The sequence below is a fragment of the Gemmatimonadales bacterium genome (assembly GCA_041390145.1).
Taxonomy (GTDB): Bacteria; Gemmatimonadota; Gemmatimonadetes; order Gemmatimonadales; family GWC2-71-9; genus SPDF01.
In genome coordinates this window covers 250,904-268,293 of record JAWKQM010000002.1, presented here as the reverse complement: position 1 = coordinate 268,293, position 17,390 = coordinate 250,904, and the positions used below count along the sequence as shown (strand labels likewise).

General features: G+C 67.6%; 15 protein-coding genes. All 15 read left to right on the top strand.

Going from position 1 to position 17,390, the window contains the following annotated elements:
• The first annotated feature begins 104 nt into the window (after window positions 1–104).
• The 15 genes from R2910_01245 to hslU all read left to right on the top strand — a co-directional run bounded on the left by R2910_01245 (window position 105) and on the right by hslU (window position 17,309).
• Window positions 105–1,421, top strand: coding sequence for an OmpA family protein (locus R2910_01245; GenBank protein MEZ4411594.1), 1,317 nt, complete (start codon window positions 105–107; stop codon window positions 1,419–1,421).
• Between the two features lie 85 nt (window positions 1,422–1,506).
• Complete coding sequence (locus R2910_01240) at window positions 1,507–1,974, top strand: hypothetical protein (GenBank protein MEZ4411593.1); 468 nt, start codon at window positions 1,507–1,509, stop codon at window positions 1,972–1,974.
• A gap of 10 nt (window positions 1,975–1,984) precedes the next feature.
• Window positions 1,985–3,112: a hypothetical protein gene (locus R2910_01235; GenBank protein MEZ4411592.1), complete on the top strand. Its 1,128-nt coding sequence runs from the start codon at window positions 1,985–1,987 to the stop codon at window positions 3,110–3,112.
• A gap of 493 nt (window positions 3,113–3,605) precedes the next feature.
• Window positions 3,606–4,649, top strand: a complete 1,044-nt coding sequence (gene pilM / locus R2910_01230; GenBank protein ID MEZ4411591.1) for a type IV pilus assembly protein PilM — start codon at window positions 3,606–3,608, stop codon at window positions 4,647–4,649.
• 25 nt (window positions 4,650–4,674) lie between these two features.
• The gene (locus tag R2910_01225) at window positions 4,675–5,379 is read left to right on the top strand and encodes a PilN domain-containing protein (GenBank protein MEZ4411590.1); all 705 of its coding nucleotides are present in this window, start codon (window positions 4,675–4,677) and stop codon (window positions 5,377–5,379) included.
• Window positions 5,380–5,386: 7 nt separating this feature from the next.
• Window positions 5,387–6,019 carry a type 4a pilus biogenesis protein PilO gene (gene pilO / locus R2910_01220; protein ID MEZ4411589.1) on the top strand — a complete coding sequence of 211 codons (633 nt, stop codon included), beginning with the start codon at window positions 5,387–5,389 and terminating at the stop codon, window positions 6,017–6,019.
• Window positions 6,009–6,533 (top strand): hypothetical protein, encoded by a 525-nt coding sequence (locus R2910_01215; GenBank protein ID MEZ4411588.1) that lies wholly within the window; start codon window positions 6,009–6,011, stop codon window positions 6,531–6,533. Before pilO ends, R2910_01215 begins: the two co-directional genes overlap by 11 nt.
• Window positions 6,530–8,290: an AMIN domain-containing protein gene (locus R2910_01210; GenBank protein MEZ4411587.1), complete on the top strand. Its 1,761-nt coding sequence runs from the start codon at window positions 6,530–6,532 to the stop codon at window positions 8,288–8,290. The genes R2910_01215 and R2910_01210 overlap by 4 nt, the downstream gene beginning before the upstream one ends.
• A 116-nt stretch (window positions 8,291–8,406) precedes the next feature.
• Complete coding sequence (aroC, locus tag R2910_01205) at window positions 8,407–9,603, top strand: chorismate synthase (protein MEZ4411586.1); 1,197 nt, start codon at window positions 8,407–8,409, stop codon at window positions 9,601–9,603.
• Window positions 9,603–10,121, top strand: a complete 519-nt coding sequence (locus R2910_01200; protein MEZ4411585.1) for a shikimate kinase — start codon at window positions 9,603–9,605, stop codon at window positions 10,119–10,121. Before aroC ends, R2910_01200 begins: the two co-directional genes overlap by 1 nt.
• Window positions 10,122–10,238: 117 nt before the next feature.
• Window positions 10,239–13,037 (top strand): type I DNA topoisomerase, encoded by a 2,799-nt coding sequence (gene topA / locus R2910_01195; protein ID MEZ4411584.1) that lies wholly within the window; start codon window positions 10,239–10,241, stop codon window positions 13,035–13,037.
• Window positions 13,034–14,329: a methylenetetrahydrofolate--tRNA-(uracil(54)-C(5))-methyltransferase (FADH(2)-oxidizing) TrmFO gene (gene trmFO / locus R2910_01190; protein ID MEZ4411583.1), complete on the top strand. Its 1,296-nt coding sequence runs from the start codon at window positions 13,034–13,036 to the stop codon at window positions 14,327–14,329. Before topA ends, trmFO begins: the two co-directional genes overlap by 4 nt.
• Window positions 14,329–15,267 (top strand): tyrosine recombinase XerC, encoded by a 939-nt coding sequence (locus R2910_01185; protein ID MEZ4411582.1) that lies wholly within the window; start codon window positions 14,329–14,331, stop codon window positions 15,265–15,267. Before trmFO ends, R2910_01185 begins: the two co-directional genes overlap by 1 nt.
• 27 nt (window positions 15,268–15,294) lie before the next feature.
• Window positions 15,295–15,843: an ATP-dependent protease subunit HslV gene (gene hslV / locus R2910_01180; protein MEZ4411581.1), complete on the top strand. Its 549-nt coding sequence runs from the start codon at window positions 15,295–15,297 to the stop codon at window positions 15,841–15,843.
• Window positions 15,840–17,309 (top strand): ATP-dependent protease ATPase subunit HslU, encoded by a 1,470-nt coding sequence (gene hslU / locus R2910_01175; GenBank protein ID MEZ4411580.1) that lies wholly within the window; start codon window positions 15,840–15,842, stop codon window positions 17,307–17,309. The genes hslV and hslU overlap by 4 nt, the downstream gene beginning before the upstream one ends.
• The last annotated feature ends 81 nt before the right edge of the window (window positions 17,310–17,390 follow it).

The window sequence follows — 17,390 nt, the reverse complement described above, 5'->3', positions numbered from 1 at the left end:
CCCACAACCTGTCGGGGCCGGATCCCCGTGGCGGGAATCGTCCTCCCAATCCGTTCAGGATAGGGAAGGACCCTTCGCATTACCGTCACGCAAGGAGACATCCGATGCTCTCGACCCGGCGCCCGCCCCTCGCCGCGGGGATCGCTCTGATCCTCCTCGCGCTCGCATTCTCCCCCGCTCGCGCCGACGCGCAGTTTTTCAAGAACCTGAAGAAGACGGTCAAGCAGGCGGCGGAATCAGAAACCAACAGCCAGGTGGACAAGATCGTCCGGGGCTCGGTGCAGTGTGCCTTCGACAATCTCCAGTGCATCAACTCCGCCGAGAAGTCGGGCAAGGACGTGGTCCTGACCGATGACGACGGGGAGGTACTGCTCGACAAGAAGGGGAAGCCCGTGTCCGACCCGGAGGAAGGGGCGCGCATCGCCGAGCAGTCCGGCGGCGTTGCCCGGCCAGGTGAGGGCGCCTGGGCCAACTACGACTTCCAGCCCGGCGACAAGATTCTCTTCTATGACGATTACACCCGCGACGTGGTCGGTGACTTTCCCCGCCGGTTCGTGCTGAGCCAGGGGAACTTCGAGATCGTGGATATCGAGGGGATGCGCTACTTGCGGGCCACGTCGTCCGGCATCTTCGCCATTCCGTTGCCGGAAACGCTGCCGGAGCAGTTCACGATCGAATACAGCGTGAACATCACGCACGGCAACGGCTACGCCCGGATGATGCCGGGTCGGGCCTTTCTGGGACCCGCACGCTCCTACCAGGGCTCCGCGGTGGCCGTGGCCATGACGCGCGCGGGCATCATGCCGGTCGGGGGGGCGGGGCCCGAGGTGCTGACCACCGTGGGGGCCGGTGCGACGCGAGATGTGATCGCCTCGGTCCGGGTGATGGCGGACGGCGATCACATGAAGGTCTATCTCGGGGAACGGCGCGTGGCCAACGTGCCGAATGCCGTCTTTCCCCGCAGCGACACCCTCTTCATGGCCGTCGGGTCAGCGGCGCCTGACCATCCTATCCTGATCGGACCCGTGCGGGTGGCCGGCGGGGGCAAGGACCTTTATGACCGGCTGGTCGAAGAGGGTCGGGTCAGCACGCAGGGAGTGCTCTTCGCGACGAACAGCGCGCGGATCCGTCCCGAGTCGACCCCGACCTTGCTCGAGATCGGCATGATGCTGCAAGGGAACCCCGAGCTTCGCATTGCCATCGAGGGGCACACCGACAGCGACGGCACCACGGAATTCAACCAGGACCTCTCCGAGCGGCGCGCCCAGGCGGTCATGGCGTATCTCGTGACGGAAATGAACATCGATGCGGCACGTCTCGAGGCGATGGGCTTTGGGGAGACCAAGCCGGTGGCCAGCAACGACACCCCGGAAGGGAAGGCGCAGAATCGGCGGGTGGACCTGGTGCGGGTGGGTGACTAGCACGCCCCGGTGGCGGACTCCACCCTCAAACTGCGTTCAGGGGGTGCGAACATGAACCGGTGTCGGCACAATCCAGGAGACCAACATGCGAATCGAACTTGCAGCGGCCGTCGGATTGGCGGCGGCGCTGACGGTGGCGGGCGGAATGGGTGTGTCCATCGCACAGCGCAGTGAGCAGCCCCTTGTCGGCGTGACGGCGGTCCACCCGGTCACGCTGCCGGATGGTTCGGCGGGCTGCAACCTGACGATTACCGCCAAGAACACCGGCACGAGCAACCTGAAGATTTCCAATACATCCCAGGTGCGTGCCAAACCCGCGCTCTCGCCCCAATACGGCACCTGGAGCAAGCTCTGGGGCACCAACCAGTTCGTGCACGCCGGAAAGAGCTGGTCCACGGTCGTCAACGCCAACCTCGGCTGTTCCTATGTCCGGCAGTACCGCTTCGTGATCTCCTATGGTGGCAACGAGAAGGCGTTCATCTACCCGAGTACTGGTGGCACCAAGAACGAAACGGTCAGCCTCGGAAACCTCTATACCAAGTTCTTCGACTGAGGAGCAGGCCATGCTCTCTCCCATTCTGCTCCTGGCCGCGACGGCCCTTTCGCCCCTCCCGATCCAGGACGCCCAGGAGATCCTCGCCACGGTCGCCAGCAAGCAGGCGGAACGGATGGCAGGCGTCCACAATTACGTCATCATCCAGAAGGTGCAGGGGGGGATGGAGGCGCCGTTCTACTACGAGGAATTCGCGCCTGAGGGCACCATGGCCAAGTTCTTCCGCGTCGTCCCAATGAGCGAGTGGAAGCAGCGCGATCCGCGCAATCAGGCCGCGGGGATGGATCCCCAGGGGATGGCGGCGGGAATGAGCCAGGCCATCGGGATCATGGCCGGCCCGCTCAGCGCAAAGCTGATCGGTACCCCAGTCGGCCAGATGATGCCTGCCGGCGCGATGGACGAGATGGTGGGCGGAGCCACCGCCTTTCTCGATGCCGCGGCCACCTACCAGGAAGGCGATGGGCGTGCCGAGGCCACGGCTGCCTACTTCGACGCGGCGCAGTTTGCCCAGCGTGCCTCGTTGCAGGGCACGCACACGGTCTTCGGGGGACGGCGCGCCTACCTCCTGGTCGCCGACGGGCTCTCCGATCTCCCGCCCCAGCAGGTCGGCGAAGCCACTTTCGTGGTGAACAAGGTCAGTGTCTGGATCGACACGGTGGAATTTGTCCAACTCCAGCTTCGGGTGGCCGGCACCATGGAGAAGGACGGTCAGTCAGTGCCCATGAAGATCGAGCTCAATCAGTGGGACTACGCCAAGGTCGGACCGTTGTACGAGCCCCGCCGCCGGATGATGGGAATTTCAGGGCTCATGGCCGGGTCACAACTCGACCCGAAGCAGCAGCAGAAGATGGCAAAGGCCCAGGCCGACATGGAGAAGCTGAAACGGCAGATTGCCGCGATGCCGGCCTCCCAGCGCGCCATGATTCAGGGTCAGGTGGACAAGGCCGAGCGCCAGCTGGCGCTGATGACCAACAACGACGTGATGACGTCGGAGATCGAACTGATGGTCTTCAGCATCAACAAAGGGCCGCCGTTCGACTGGATGCCCTTCTGTCCCTCGCTTATACCAGGTGCGCCCCCCTTCCCGACGCCGGTCGCCGGCGCCAACCAACCGCCTGCAGAGGCCTGCGGGTCATAGCGCGTCGCCGTCCGCCCCATCTCGGCCCCCTCTCCCTCCGGGAGAGGGGGCCGTTACGTTCGCCCTGCTGCCCTGCTGCCCTGCTGCCCTGCTGCCCCGCTGCCCGGCCCCGAACCCGCTCCCGCATCCCACCACTTTCCTTGCGAAAGCGATTGCACCCTGCCCGAGGCCGGGGGTTTAGTGGTCGAGATGCCATGAGTTAAGTGATTGATAACAGAGATGTTAAGTGTGGTGTGAATCTTTTGGCACATCGGTTGCCCGAGAGGGCGGTGGGCAACTCCTTCCCGGAACGGGATTTGGAGCCGCCCTCCAGGAGGGAAGGGCAGTCCGCGGGGCAGTTGACCCCACCTCCTTGGGTCGGTGCCGGAGCGCATAACTTCGCATCGAGCAACAGCTTGTTCCGTATGACCTCAAGCAAGTTACTAGCTTGACAAATTTCGGGTCGGATGGTAGCGTAGCCTACCTTACTCCCCTTTTACCGCGTCAGGCACCTATGGCTCTTTTTGGTCGGAAACGGACCACGGTCGCCCTCGACATTGGCAGCGGGCTCATCAAGCTCGTCGTCATTGATCACGCCTCGGGCGAGCCGGTGCTCACGAAGGTGGCGTTCACGTCCGTGGTGGACGGGGCCATCGTCGAGGGCGAGGTCATGGACCCAGGAATCGTGGCTGACGCCGTCCGGGGCCTCCTCTCCTCCGCGGGCATCAAGGCCAAGCGGGTGGTGACGGCTGTCGGCGGGCGCGACGTGATCATCAAGAAGATCTCGATGGACCGCATGAAGGAGGGCGAGGCCCGCGAGCAGATCCGCTGGGAGGCCGAGCAGCACGTCCCCTTTGATATGGACAACGTCGAGCTCGACTTCCAGATCCTGGACCCCGAGGGCGAGGGGCTCCAGATGTCTGTCCTCCTCGTGGCCGCCAAGCGCGAGCTGGTCGAGACCAAGCAGTCCCTCTTTGCCGATGTCGGGCTCGAGGCGAGCGTCATCGACGTCGACGCCTTTGCCCTGCACAACGCCTTTGAACTCAACTATCCCGACGCCATGCACGGCGTGGTCGGCCTGGTCAACATCGGGCATGAAATGACCAACGTGAACATCCTCGACGAGGGTGTGCCGGTGCTGACGCGCGACATCATGATCGGGACCCGTCGCTTCCGCGAGGACCTGCAGCGGGAACGGAACATGTCCGCCGACGAGGCCGACCAGCTCCTCCGCGGCTTCGAGCGGAACGAAGCGCTCGAGCCGCTGCTGGCCTCGCGTGGCGAGGAGCTGGCCGTCGGCATCGAGCGCGCGGCCGCGTTCCTTCAGTCATCCAGCCGCTCGGCGAGCGGGCTCGCCCGGATCTTTACCTCCGGTGGCGGGTCCCGTATCCCCGGGCTCAATCGCATCCTGGCCGACCGGCTCCGGTTGCCGGTCCAGGCTGCCAACCCGCTCGAGCGCCTGCAGGTGGCCGAGGGCGTGTTCGACACCCTGTCGCTGGATGAGGTCGCCCCGTTGTTGATGCTGCCCGTGGGCCTGGCCCTCAGGACCGCGGCGTGAGCCCCGAGACCCGGACCGACGCCTCATGATTGAAATCAACCTTCGTCCAGGCCAGAAGCGCGCGCGCGGCGGATCGCCGTTTGCCGGGCTGCAGGCGCAACTGTCCGGACTCCGCGAACGGATGCGGGATCCGCTCCCGCTGGTCGCCGCGGGCGTGGTCCTGCTGGCCGTGCTCTGGCTGGGCTGGTCCTGGTTCAAGACCGGGAGCGACCTTGGCGCCCTCGAGCCACAGCTGGAACAGGCGCGCGCCGAAAACGACCGCTTCCGGAATTTCGTGGCCCAGAAGCGCAAGGTCGAGCTGATCCGCGACTCGCTGGTGTCGCAGATCCAGGTGCTGCAGCAGGTCGACGGCGAGCGCTACGTGTGGCCCCACGTGATGGACGAGGTCACCCGCGCGCTGCCGCCCTACACCTGGCTCGTGGACCTCGGCGCCGCCGGCCCCGCCCCCGTGCCGGTCGTCCCCGGCTCTCCCGGCGACACCATGCCGGCCGACGCGGTGCCGCCGCCAATGCAGCTGCAGATCAACGGCCGGACGGTCGACGTGCAGGCCTTTACCCGGTTCCTGCGCCAGCTGGAAGCCTCGCCCTGGATCTCGAATGTCCAGCCGGTCTCGGCGCAGACGGTCATCCAGGACGACCGCCCCGTGACCGCCTTTTCGATCCGGGCCGCGTTCCGCAAGGCGGATTCCGCCTACATCCGGACCGTGCCCCTCAGCCAGTCGGTGAGGTAACCGCGCCATGGCACTCATCAACGACCAGAACAAGGTGCCGGTGCTGGCCATCGTCCTGACCGGACTGATCGGCTACATGCTCTACTCCGGCGCCGGGATCGAGATGCTCGGCATCGACGGCATCCAGGCGCGCGAGGCGCACGTCGTCGCGATGCAGGACACGCTGAACGCCGTCCAGGCCCAGACCGACAGCGCCAAGCGGGAACTCGCCAAGGGCACGGCGGAGGATCTGCGCAAGGAGCTCGACAGTCACCGCGCCAGCCTCGCCCTCCTGCGCCAGATGGTGCCGGAAATGAACGAGGTGCCGAATCTCCTCGACGCCATCTCCACCCGCGCGAAGATCCGCGGCGTGAACCTGGCGCAGGTGGTGCCGCTTCCTGAGCAACCCGGCCCGGCGCCGTTCAACACCTACACGTACAACATGTCCATTCTCGGGCACTACGACGAAATCGGTGAATTCCTGGCCGACATCGCCTCGCTGCCGCGGATCATCGTCCCGCAGGGCGTCACCATGGCGCCGGCCGCGATGAACTCCGCCAAGGTGCTGGGCGACACGACGGGCGCGCTCCTCGAAGCCAAGTTCCAGATCCGGACCTTCGTGAAGTCCGCCGAGCCGGAAGGAGCGAACAGTGGCACCTGATCGCATCGGGCTGCACCTCTGCCTGGCCCTCGCACTCGCCGCCTGTGGCGGGGATGCCGAGGCGCCGGCCGCTGCCGCCCCCGACGCCGCACCCGCGCCGATGGTGGACGCCCAAACCGCCCAGGCGGATTCCGCCGAGGCCGCCCGCATCGCGGCCGCGCGTGCCGACAGCGCCTCTGTCTCGGGCCCGATGGCCCAGCGCGAGACGTTCGCCTACCGCGGCGGCAGCCGGGATCCCTTTGAGTCACTGCTCGACATGGCCACCTCTGGCCCCGAGCTCCCCGACCTGATGCTGGTCGGCATTTATCAGGACCTGGCCTACAACAGCAACAGCGTCGCGCTCCTGCGCGACCGGACCAATGACCGCCGGTTCAAGTTGCGGGTCGGTGATCAGCTGGGGCGCCTGAAGGTGGCGCAGATTCGTCAGAAGGATGTGGTCTTCATTGTCGAGGATTTCGGCTTCGAGCGGCAGGAAACACTGTCGCTGACCAAGCGGGAGGAAGAGACGCCATGACCCGAGTACTCAGCTGTGCCCTTGCCGTCGCGCTCATGGGGCTGGCCTCGCCCGCCCGAGCCGACGTCTCCGACCCTGGGTCGGTCACCGGCGTCAGTGTCGTCTCCGCGCCAGGTCGCGCCGAGGTCGTCATCGCCTTCTCCGGTGCCGTCCAGCTCAAGGACTTCATCCTCAAGGACCCTGCCCGTCTGGTCGTGGACCTGACCGGGGTCACCATCGACGCGCGCTCGCTCGGCAGCTACGACGGCGTGAATCGTGGTGGCGTCCTGAACGTCCGCACCGGCCAGTACTCCGCGCAGACGGTGCGGGTGGTGGTCGAGCTGGACGCGGTCAAGGAATACACCATCGACCAGAGCGCCAGCGAGATTCGCATCTCGTTCGGCGCCGAGCGGCCCTTCCTGGCCTGGTCCAGCGCGGCCCCCGGCGAGTTTGCGGCGCCGGCGTCCCGCCCGGCCTCGGCGCGTCCCGCCGGGACTCCCGAAGTGACCACCGCCTCCTATAAGCCGGCGGCGTCGGGCGACGAGCCCCGCATCACCGTCACCTGGGACAATGCGTCGATCGCCGACGTGGTGGCCGGTTTTGCCGCCTTCAGCGGCCGCTCCATCATCCTCGGTCGCGACATCGCCGGCCAGGTGTCGGCCGAGATCAAGAACCAGCCGTGGACGGAAGCCTTCTACGCCGTCCTCGCCACGCAGGGCCTCTCCGCCACGGAGCTGCCCGGCGGCATCATCCGCGTGGACTCCCCGGTCGCCCTCTCGGCGCTCGACTCGCTCGAGCCCCTGGAGACGGTCGTGGTGCGGATGAACTACGCCCGGGCCAAGGAGATGTCGAAGAACCTCGACGGCATCCTGACCAAGGGCCGGGGCAAGGTCTTCCCCGACACCGCGTCCAACTCGCTGATCATCACGGACACGCGGAGCCGGGTCTCGACCGTCGCCAACTTCGCCCGCAGCCTCGACATCCGGACGCCGCAGGTGGCGATCCAGGCCAAGATCATCTACGTCAACCGTACCAGCCTCGATGAGCTCGGCCTCAAGTACGACCTGGGCAGCCAGTCGACCTTCTACAACAGCCTCGTGTCGCGGCCTGACCCGAACAATCCGGGCGACACCTATGACCCGAACACCACGGTTGTCGGGCTCGGCGGCAACTCGCTCGCCGCGGTCGGCAACGCCGAAGCCAGCATCTCGCAGCCGGCGCTCGACCTGGTCTGGTCCACCGCCATCGGAAACTTCGACTTCACCGTCTTCCTGAGTGCGCTCGAGCAGACCGAACTCGCCGACATCCAGGCCGAGCCGACCATCAACACGATGGACAATCGCGAAGCCAACATCCTCGTCGGCGAGGAGACCCCGGTCCGCATCATCGACTACGGGTCGGGAACCGTCGCCGCGCAGTCCACGGTGCAGTTCAAGCAGACCGGTATCAAGCTCATCGTGACGCCGCACGTGACCGACGACCGCCAGGTCACCATGAAGCTGCACACCGAGCGGTCCGCGGTGCGCCCCGTGGCCGACCGCGAACTCGGCTTCATCGTGGAGACGCAGCAGGCCGACAACCAGCTCCTCGTTGCCGACGGCCAGACCGCCGTCATCGGCGGGCTGACAGTCACCGAGGTCAACAAGACCCGCTCGGGCATCCCGATGCTCTCGCGGCTCCCGCTCCTCGGCCCGCTCTTCTCCTTCAGCAGCAACAAGGAATCGCGCCGGGACCTGATCATCCTGGTCACCCCGCGCATCCTGGACGACAACTTCTAGGCGGATTACCGCGCGGCCCAGCCGCGCAGCCATCCACCACCCGTGAGCCCGACCCGTGTCGGGCTCATGCGTTTTTCCCGGTCGCGCGCACCGCGGCCGGCAGGACAGGACACCTCGTGCACTTTCGATTCACGACCGCGGGCGAATCGCACGGACCGGCCCTCGTGGCCATCGTGGAGGGGCTGCCGGCCGGACTGCCGGTGGCCGCCTCGTTTGTGGACGCGCAGCTCGCCCGCCGCATGCAGGGATACGGGCGTGGCGCCCGGATGCAGATCGAGCAGGACCAGATCCAATGGCTGGCCGGCATCCGTGCCGGCGAAACCCTGGGCTCCCCGATCGCGATGCAGATCGCCAACCGGGACTGGGCCAACTGGCAGGACGTGATGGACCCCGAGGGGACGCCCGGCACGTCGCGCCGCCGCCAGGTGACCCGTCCGCGTCCCGGCCACGCCGACCTCGTCGGCGTCCTGAAGTATGACCGCAGCGACGCACGTGACATTCTCGAGCGCGCCAGCGCCCGCGAGACGGCGGCGCGGGTCGCCGCGGGTGCCCTCGCCCGGCGACTCCTCGAGGAGTTTGGAGTCGAGCTGGGCAGTCACGTGGTTGCGCTCGGCGGCATTCGCGCAGAAGCTCCCCATCCCCTCCCGTCGTCGCTCAATGCGGCAGCCGACCGCTCCACCGTCCGGGTGCTCGATTCCGCGGCCGAGGCGGCGATGATGCACCGGATCGACGAGGCGAAGGGCGCCGGCGACACCCTGGGCGGTGAGGTCGAGGTCGTGGCCACGGGCGTGGTGCCAGGGCTCGGCAGTCACGTCAGCTACGACCGTAAGCTCGACGGTCGGCTGGCCGGGCTCCTGATGTCGATTCCGGCGGTGAAGGGAGTGGAGATCGGGCTCGGCTTCGAGGCCTCGCGGCGCCCCGGCTCGGCGGTGCACGACTCGATCCTGACGGAGCCGGTGCGGGGTGCCGGTGTGCGCGTAGGGTACTCCAGGCAGACCAACCACGCGGGAGGCCTGGAGGGTGGCATGACCACCGGGGAGCCGCTCACGGTGCGGGTGGCCATGAAGCCGATCAGCACCCTGATGCGCCCCCTGCCGACGGTGGACCTGGCCACGGGACAGCCGGCGGCGGCGCAGAGCGAACGCTCCGATGTCACCGCAGTGCCGGCCATGGGGGTCGTGGCGGAGGCGATGGTCGCCATCGTCCTCGCCGATGCCATGCTCGAAAAATTCGGCGGTGACTCCCTCGGCGAGATGCGCCGCAACGTCGACGGATATCTGATGGCGCTTGCTGCCAGGCGGAGCATGCCGTGATGGACCGCCACGTCATCCTGGTCGGCCTGCCGGGCTCCGGGAAGAGCACCGTGGGCCCGCTGGTGGCCGAAGCCCTCGGCCTGCCATTCGAAGATCTGGACGCGGCCATCATCCGTCGGATGGGGATGCCGGTGGTCCGGATCTTCGGCGAGTTCGGGGAAGCGCACTTCCGCAAGGTCGAGCGAGAGGTGACGGCCGAGAAGCTCGCCGCCGCTCCTTCCGTCATTGCGCCGGGCGGGGGATGGGCCGCCCAGCCGGGCAACCTCGACGAGGCCCGCGACCGGGCGCTCTTCTTCTATTTGCAGGTTGCGCCGGCCATCGCGTTGGAACGGGCGGGGCAGGGGGCGGTCCGCCCCCTCCTCGCGGGCGGCGAGGGATTGGCACGGATGAATGCGCTGCTGGCCGAGCGGAAACCGTTCTATGAACGGGTGGACGCGACCATTGGAAATGACGCCCCGGACCCTGCGCCCGCCGCGACCGAAATCGTCGAGTGGATCCGTCGCGGCGGCTTCGCCTGACGCCACCCTCGCCGGTGGATTTGCTCCCCCCGCCTTGCCATTCGGTCACGCCCGTCCTTAGTTGCAACCGATTTTAGGGGTTGTCGGGAATACTCTGTCTTTGTGAAGCTGAGGCCCATGGCGAGTTCCAAGTCGAAGAAGATCACGAAGCCCAAGTCCGCGTCGCCGAAGGCGGCGGGGAAGAAGGCGCCCGCCCCCAAGGCGAAGGCGGCAGCGGCTCCGAAGGCCCGGACGTCGGCCGCCACCCCAAAGGCAAAGGCGCCCAAGGCGGCGAAAAGGGCCAAGGCCGCCAAGTCCAGGGGCACCGCGAGCCGTACCGGGGCGGGCACCACGCTGGTCATCGTGGAGTCACCGACCAAGGCACGGACGATTCGCGGCTTCCTCCCGGCCGGGTACCGTGTGGAGGCCTCGATGGGGCACGTCCGCGACCTGCCCGGCGATGCCAAGTCGATCCCCGCCAAGTACAAGGAGTTTGACTGGGCCCGGCTGGGCGTGAACGTCGACAACGACTTTGAGCCGCTCTATGTGGTGTCGCCGGACAAGAGGGCGGTGGTGCGTGAGCTGAAGGCCGCCGTGAAGGATGTGGACCAGCTCCTCCTCGCGACGGACGAAGACCGCGAGGGGGAGAGCATCTCCTGGCACCTGCTGCAACTGCTGGAGCCGGATATTCCGGTCCGGCGGATGGTCTTCCACGAAATCACCCGGGAAGCGATTGCCGCGGCGCTCGAGAATCCGCGTGACATCGACGATCGCCTGGTCCGTGCGCAGGAAACCCGCCGGATCCTGGACCGATTGGTCGGCTACACCCTTTCGCCGCTCCTCTGGAAGAAGATTGCCTTCGGGTTGTCGGCGGGGCGGGTGCAGTCGGTGGCCATGCGCCTGCTGGTGGTGCGCGAGCGTGAAAGGCGCGCCTTCCGGTCGGCGGCGTACTGGGATCTGCTCGCCGGGCTCCGGCACGACGGCCAGGCGTTCGAGGCGGAGCTGGTGCAGCTGGCCGGGAAAAAGCTTGCCACCGGCAAGGACTTTGATGAGCGGACGGGCAAGCTGCTCGCGGGCAAGGATGTGGTGGTGCTCGGCGAGACGGAAGCCACCGCGCTGGCGGCCAAGGCCGCCAAGGCGCCATGGCTGGTGTCCGCCACCGAGGAGAAGCCCGGCATTCGGCGCCCCGCGCCTCCATTTACGACTTCGACGCTGCAGCAGGAAGCCAACCGCAAACTGCGGCTCAGCGCCCGGGACGCGATGCGGGCCGCCCAGGGGCTCTACGAGCGGGGCTTCATCACCTATATGCGTACCGACTCGGTGCACCTCTCGGACCAGGCCGTGACGGCGGCCCGCGCTTCGGTGACCGAGCTCTATGGCAAGGAGTACCTCCCCGACGCGCCGCGCCGCTACGCCAACAAGAGCGCCAACGCGCAGGAGGCTCACGAGGCCATCCGGCCCGCGGGTGCCGCATTCCGTCACCCGAAGTCCACCGGCCTCGATGGGCGGGACCTGGCGCTGTACGAGCTGATCTGGAAGCGCACCATGGCGTCCCAGATGGCCGACGCGCGGCAGACGTCGATGTCGGTCACCTTTGAGGTGGGCGACGCCACCTTCCGCGCCACGGGCAAGCGGATCGACTTCCCCGGCTTCCTCCGCGCCTACGTGGAGGGAAGCGACGACCCCGAGGCGGCACTCGAGGACCGGGAAGTCATCCTGCCGCATCTCGAACGGGGCGACAGCCCCACCTGCGAGTCGGTGGAACCGGTGCGCCACGAGACCCAGCCGCCGGCCCGCTACACCGAAGCGACGCTGGTCAAGGCGCTGGAAGCCGACGGCGTGGGCCGCCCCAGCACCTACGCGTCCATTATCGGGACCCTCCTCGAACGCGATTACGCCGTGCGGCAGGGCCAGGCCCTGGTGCCGACTTTCACCGCGTTCGCGGTCACCTGCATTCTCGAAGAGCACTTCCCGCACCTGGTGGACGAGAAGTTCACCGCCGGCATGGAAGACGTGCTGGACGAGATTTCGGAGGGGAAGGCGGAGTGGCTGCCCTACCTGCGCAAGTTCTATCTCGGTCCCGACGGATTGCGGCAGCAGGTGCTCCTGCACGAAAAGCAGATCGATCCGACCGAGGCGCGCACGCTGCTCCTCGAGGGACTCGATGCGAAGATCAAGATCGGCAAGTTCGGCCCGTACGTGGAGACCGGCGCCAAGGGCGAGGAACTCCGGGCCTCGCTGCCGAAGGACATCGCGCCGGCGGACATCGACCAGGCGCGCATCGAGGACATTCTCCGTCAGAAGGCGGAGGGGCCCGATTCGCTCGGCATCCATCCCGAGACCGGCCAGAAGATCTTCCTGCTCACCGGGCAGTACGGACCCTACCTCCAGCTCGGCGAAGTGGTCGAAGGCGAGCCCAAGCCGAAGCGGGCCAGCCTGCCGAAGGGCATCACCCCGGATCAGGTCACCATGGAGCAGGCGCTCGGGCTCCTGGCGCTGCCGCGGCTGCTCGGGAAACATCCCGAGTCGGGCCGGTCGGTCCACGCGGGACTCGGGCGGTTCGGGCCGTACGTGGTCCACGATCTCGGCAAGGACGGCAAGGAATACCGGTCCATCAAGGGCGAGGACACGGTCCTGGGCATCACGCTGCCGCGGGCGCTTGAACTGCTTGCCCAGCCGAAGCAGGGCCGAGGCCGCCGCGCCGCGGCGGCCCCGATCCGGATTCTTGGCCGGCATCCCGACGACGAGCAGCCCATCGGGCTGTACGACGGGCAGTACGGGCCGTACGTGAAGCACGACGACATCAGCGCCTCGTTGCCCCGAGGCAGTGATCCGGCCACCTTCACCGCCGCCGAGGCGATCGAAATCCTGGCCGCCAAGCGCGCGTCCGGCCCCCGGAAGAAGCGTCGGACCAAGAAGAAGGCCTCGTCAAAATGACCGTAACCGTTCTCGGTGGAGGGCTGGCCGGCTCGGAAGCGGCCTGGGCCCTCGCCGAGCGCGGCGTTGCGGTCACCCTCGTTGAAATGCGTCCGGTGGTCCGCACCGCCGCCCACCAGACCGACCGGCTCGCCGAACTCGTCTGCAGCAACACCTTCAAGAGTGTCGAAGTCGTCAACGCGCATGGACTGCTCAAGGCGGAGCTTCGCCTGCTCGGTTCGATGCTGCTGGAGTGCGCCGACGCGGCGCGGGTGCCCGGCGGGAGTGCGCTTGCCGTGGACCGCGAGGTCTTTGCCGCCGCGGTGCAGGAGCGCATCGAGAGCCATCCAAAGATCACCGTGGTTCGGGAGGAGGCGAGCACGCTCCCGGAGGTCGGGATCGTGGCCACCGGGCCGCTCACCTCCGAGCCGCTGGCCAGGGCCATGGCGGAGCGCCTCGGGGCGGACGCGCTGGCGTTCTACGACGCCATTGCGCCGATCGTGTCGGCGGAGTCGCTCGACCGGGACCGGCTGTACGCCTTGTCGCGGTACGGGAAGGGCGCGGGCGACGACTACCTCAACGCGCCGATGACGCGCGACGAGTACGAGGCGTTCATCGACGCCCTGCTTTCGGCAGACCAGTTCACCGCCCACGAATTCGACAAGGTGCCCTACTTCGAGGGGTGCATGCCGGTCGAGGAGGCGGCGCGCCGCGGCCGTGAGACGCTCCGCTTCGGACCGATGAAGCCGGTGGGGCTGCCCGATCCACGGACCGGCCAGGAACCCTATGCCGTGGTGCAGCTGCGCCAGGAGGACCGCGCCGGCCAGATGTGGAACCTCGTCGGGTTCCAGACCCGGCTCCGCATCCCCGAACAGCGGCGGGTGTTTTGCACGATTCCGGGATTGCGGGAGGCGGAGTTCCTGCGCTTCGGGAGCATTCACCGCAACAGCTACCTCAACAGCCCGGCTTCGCTGGGACCCGGGCTGACGGCGCGCGACAACGACCGACTCTTCTTCGCGGGACAGCTGACCGGCGTGGAGGGGTATACCGAGTCGCTGGGCACCGGCCTGCTGGCGGGGATCAACCTGGCGCGCCGACTGCAGGGAAAGCCCGCGGTGGTCCCGCCACCCACCACCATGCTCGGGGGGCTGTATCGGTACCTCGCCGAAGCGGACCCGAAGCACTTTCAGCCGATGAACGCGAACTTCGGCCTGGTCGATCCGCTGCTGGGCAAGGTCAAGAAACAGGATCGCAAACCGAAGCAGGCCGAGCGGGCGCTGGAGGTGATGGCCGCGTGGAAGGAGAGTCTCTGATGCCCGACCCCTCCCCGCGCTCCCACGTCCCCGCGGACCCGCTCATTCGCGAATACCTGCTCCACCTCGAGAAGGAGACCCAGCACTCACCGCACACCGTGTCCGCATACGGTCGCGACCTCGCGGCGTTCGAGGAGTTTTGCGGCCGCCACTACGGCCGGCCGGGCGACTGGGCCGCGGTGGACCGGCTGGGGTTTCGCGGGTTCCTCGGGGAGCTGCAGCGACGCGGGCTTGCCAAACGCACGGCCGCGCGTGCCCTGTCCGCCGTCCGGAGCTTCTATCGATACCTGCAGGTCCAGCACGGCATCAACGCTGCGGTCTCCCGGGCGGCCAAGGTGCCGCGGCTGCCGAAGCGGCTGCCAGGGCACCTCGAGCGGGGCCAGGTCGACGAACTGTTCGCGGCCCTCGAGGCGCGCGCCGCCGGCGACGACTTCGGCCCCCTGCGCGACCTCGCCATCCTCGAGCTCTTCTATTCGACCGGGATGCGGCTCTCCGAGCTCCAGGGCCTGGACATCGGGGCTGTGGAACTCCTCTCCGACCAAGTGAAGGTCCGGGGCAAGGGGCGGAAAGAGCGGATCATCCCCGTGGGCGATCGGGCGGTCCGAGCGCTCCGGCGCTATCTTCCCGTCCGCGAGGCGCTCCCGTCGCCGACGGCCGCCGACCGCCGCGCCCTCTTCGTGAGCACCCGTGGCCGGCGCCTGGCGGCGCGCAGCGTCCAGCGCATCGTGCACAAGGCGTTCGACAGCATCGGGGTAGACGGTTTGCGCACGCACTCGCTGCGGCACAGCTTTGCCACGCATCTGCTGGACGCCGGCGCTGACCTGCGGGCGGTACAGGAGATGTTGGGCCACGCGTCACTGAGCACCACGCAGGTGTACACCCACACCAGCGTCGAGCGGTTGAAGCGGGTTTATCAGCAGGCGCATCCGCGGGCCTGACGGCCGGCGGGAAAGCGGGGAAGGGACATGAGCATCACGACATTCCACGGCACGACCATTCTCACGGTGCGCAAGAACGGCCGCGTCGCGCTGGGCGGCGACGGACAGGTGAGCGTCGGCGACACCGTCATGAAGGGCAAGGCCACCAAGGTCCGGACCCTCAAGGGCGGGAAGATCCTGGCCGGCTTTGCCGGTTCGGTGGCGGACGCGCTCACGCTCTACGAGAAGTTCGAGGAGAAGCTCGAGCGCCACCCCGGCAACATGCCGCGGGCGGCGGTCGAGCTGGCCAAGGACTGGCGGAGCGACCGGGTGCTCCGCCGGCTGGAGGCGCTGCTGGTGGTGGCCAACCTGGAGCACAGCTTCCTCCTGAGCGGCAGCGGCGAGCTCATCGAGCCCGACGACGGCATCCTCGCGGTCGGTTCGGGGGGCAACTACGCACTGGCCGCCGCTCGTGCGCTCCTGCCGGACGCCGGGCTGAGTGCCAGAGAGACGGTGGAGCGCTCCCTGAAGATCGCCGCGGAAATCTGTGTCTTCACCAACGATCACATCACCGTGCTTGAGCTGGGCGGCTCGTGACCACCCCGCCCGTCGACCCGAAGAACCCGCTCGCACCCGCCGAGCCGCCGCCGCCGTGGCTGGAGGAGTTGCCGCCGCGCAAGATCGTGGCGGAACTCGACCGCTTCATCGTCGGACAGGACGCCGCGAAGAAGGCGGTGGCCATTGCCATCCGGAACCGGTGGCGCCGCAGCCAGGCCCCGGACGGCATCCGGGATGAAATCACCCCGTACAACATCATCATGATCGGGCCGACGGGCGTCGGGAAAACCGAGGTGGCGCGGCGGCTCGCCCGCCTCGCGGGGGCGCCGTTCGTGAAGGTGGAGGCGTCGAAGTTCACCGAGGTGGGTTACGTCGGCCGCGACGCGGAGTCGATGGTCCGGGAGCTGGTGGACGCGGCAATCTCGATGGTGCGGGCCGAGCGCGAGGATGAAGTCTGGCCCCAGGCAGAGCAGCGGGCTGACGAGCGGCTGCTCGACATCCTGCTCCCCCCGCCGGACCCGAAGCCTCCGACACCGACGTCCACCGCCCAGGAAAAGGTGTTCGTCGTCGGGCCGGGTGGTGCCGCGCAGTCGGAGACGGTGGACGCCGACGCCAGCCGCCAGCGCTCCCGCGAAAAGCTCCGGCAGATGCTGGTCGACGGCAAGCTTGATGACCGCGAGGTGGACCTCGAGATTTCGCCGCAGAACTACCCGATGCTCGACCTGCTCCAGCAGCCGACCGGCATGGAGGGCTCCGAGATCAACTTCGTCGAGATGCTGCAGGACATGATGCCGAAAAAGAAGAAGCGGCGGACGGTGCGCGTCCCCGATGCGCGGCGCATCCTGATCGACGAAGAGCTCAAAAAGATGGTCGATATGGACGACGTGGTGAACGAGGCGCTCGACCGCACCGAGAACCACGGGATCCTCTTCATCGACGAGATCGACAAGATCGCCGGCGAGCGCGCGCAGGGCGGCGGGCCGGACGTGAGCCGGGAAGGGGTCCAGCGGGACCTCCTGCCGATCGTGGAGGGCTCCACGGTGCAGACGCGCTACGGGTACGTGCGCACCGATCACATCCTGTTCATCGCCGCGGGGGCGTTCCACGTCTCCAAGCCGTCGGACCTCATCCCGGAGTTCCAGGGCCGGTTCCCGATCCGGGTGGAACTGACGACGCTCACCGAGGCGGATTTCATCCGCATCATGACCGAGCCGGAAAATGCCATCGTCAAGCAGTACCAGGCGCTGGTGGCGGCGGAGTCGGCGACGCTCGAGTTCACGAGCGACGGCATCGCCGAGGTGGCGCGGATCGCGGCGCTGGCCAACGGCAAGATGGAGAACATCGGCGCCCGCCGGCTCCACACTGTCATGGCGACGCTGATGGAGGACCTGCTCTTTGACCTCCCCGAGACGACCGAGAAGCGTTTTGTGTACGACGGCGCCAAGGTACGGGACCGGCTGATGGCGATTGTGACGGATGACGACCTGCGGCGGTACATCCTCTAGCCGCCGCAGCTGCGCCACCTTGCCCCACCCCTCCCAATCGGGCTAAACTCCCACCTGCCAATTTGGCTGTTTTCCCCCTCC

Excerpts from the sequence above, each read along its gene's own strand:
- R2910_01245 (MEZ4411594.1), top strand. The coding sequence starts at position 105 with ATGCTCTCGACCCGGCGCCCGCCCCTCGCCGCGGGGATCGCTCTGATC.
- pilO (MEZ4411589.1), top strand. The coding sequence starts at position 5,387 with ATGGCACTCATCAACGACCAGAACAAGGTGCCGGTGCTGGCCATCGTC.
- hslV (MEZ4411581.1), top strand. The coding sequence starts at position 15,295 with ATGAGCATCACGACATTCCACGGCACGACCATTCTCACGGTGCGCAAG.
- R2910_01225 (MEZ4411590.1), top strand. The coding sequence starts at position 4,675 with ATGATTGAAATCAACCTTCGTCCAGGCCAGAAGCGCGCGCGCGGCGGA.
- R2910_01185 (MEZ4411582.1), top strand. The coding sequence starts at position 14,329 with ATGCCCGACCCCTCCCCGCGCTCCCACGTCCCCGCGGACCCGCTCATT.
- pilM (MEZ4411591.1), top strand. The coding sequence starts at position 3,606 with ATGGCTCTTTTTGGTCGGAAACGGACCACGGTCGCCCTCGACATTGGC.
- trmFO (MEZ4411583.1), top strand. The coding sequence starts at position 13,034 with ATGACCGTAACCGTTCTCGGTGGAGGGCTGGCCGGCTCGGAAGCGGCC.
- topA (MEZ4411584.1), top strand. The coding sequence starts at position 10,239 with ATGGCGAGTTCCAAGTCGAAGAAGATCACGAAGCCCAAGTCCGCGTCG.
- R2910_01240 (MEZ4411593.1), top strand. The coding sequence starts at position 1,507 with ATGCGAATCGAACTTGCAGCGGCCGTCGGATTGGCGGCGGCGCTGACG.
- R2910_01210 (MEZ4411587.1), top strand. The coding sequence starts at position 6,530 with ATGACCCGAGTACTCAGCTGTGCCCTTGCCGTCGCGCTCATGGGGCTG.
- R2910_01200 (MEZ4411585.1), top strand. The coding sequence starts at position 9,603 with ATGGACCGCCACGTCATCCTGGTCGGCCTGCCGGGCTCCGGGAAGAGC.
- R2910_01235 (MEZ4411592.1), top strand. The coding sequence starts at position 1,985 with ATGCTCTCTCCCATTCTGCTCCTGGCCGCGACGGCCCTTTCGCCCCTC.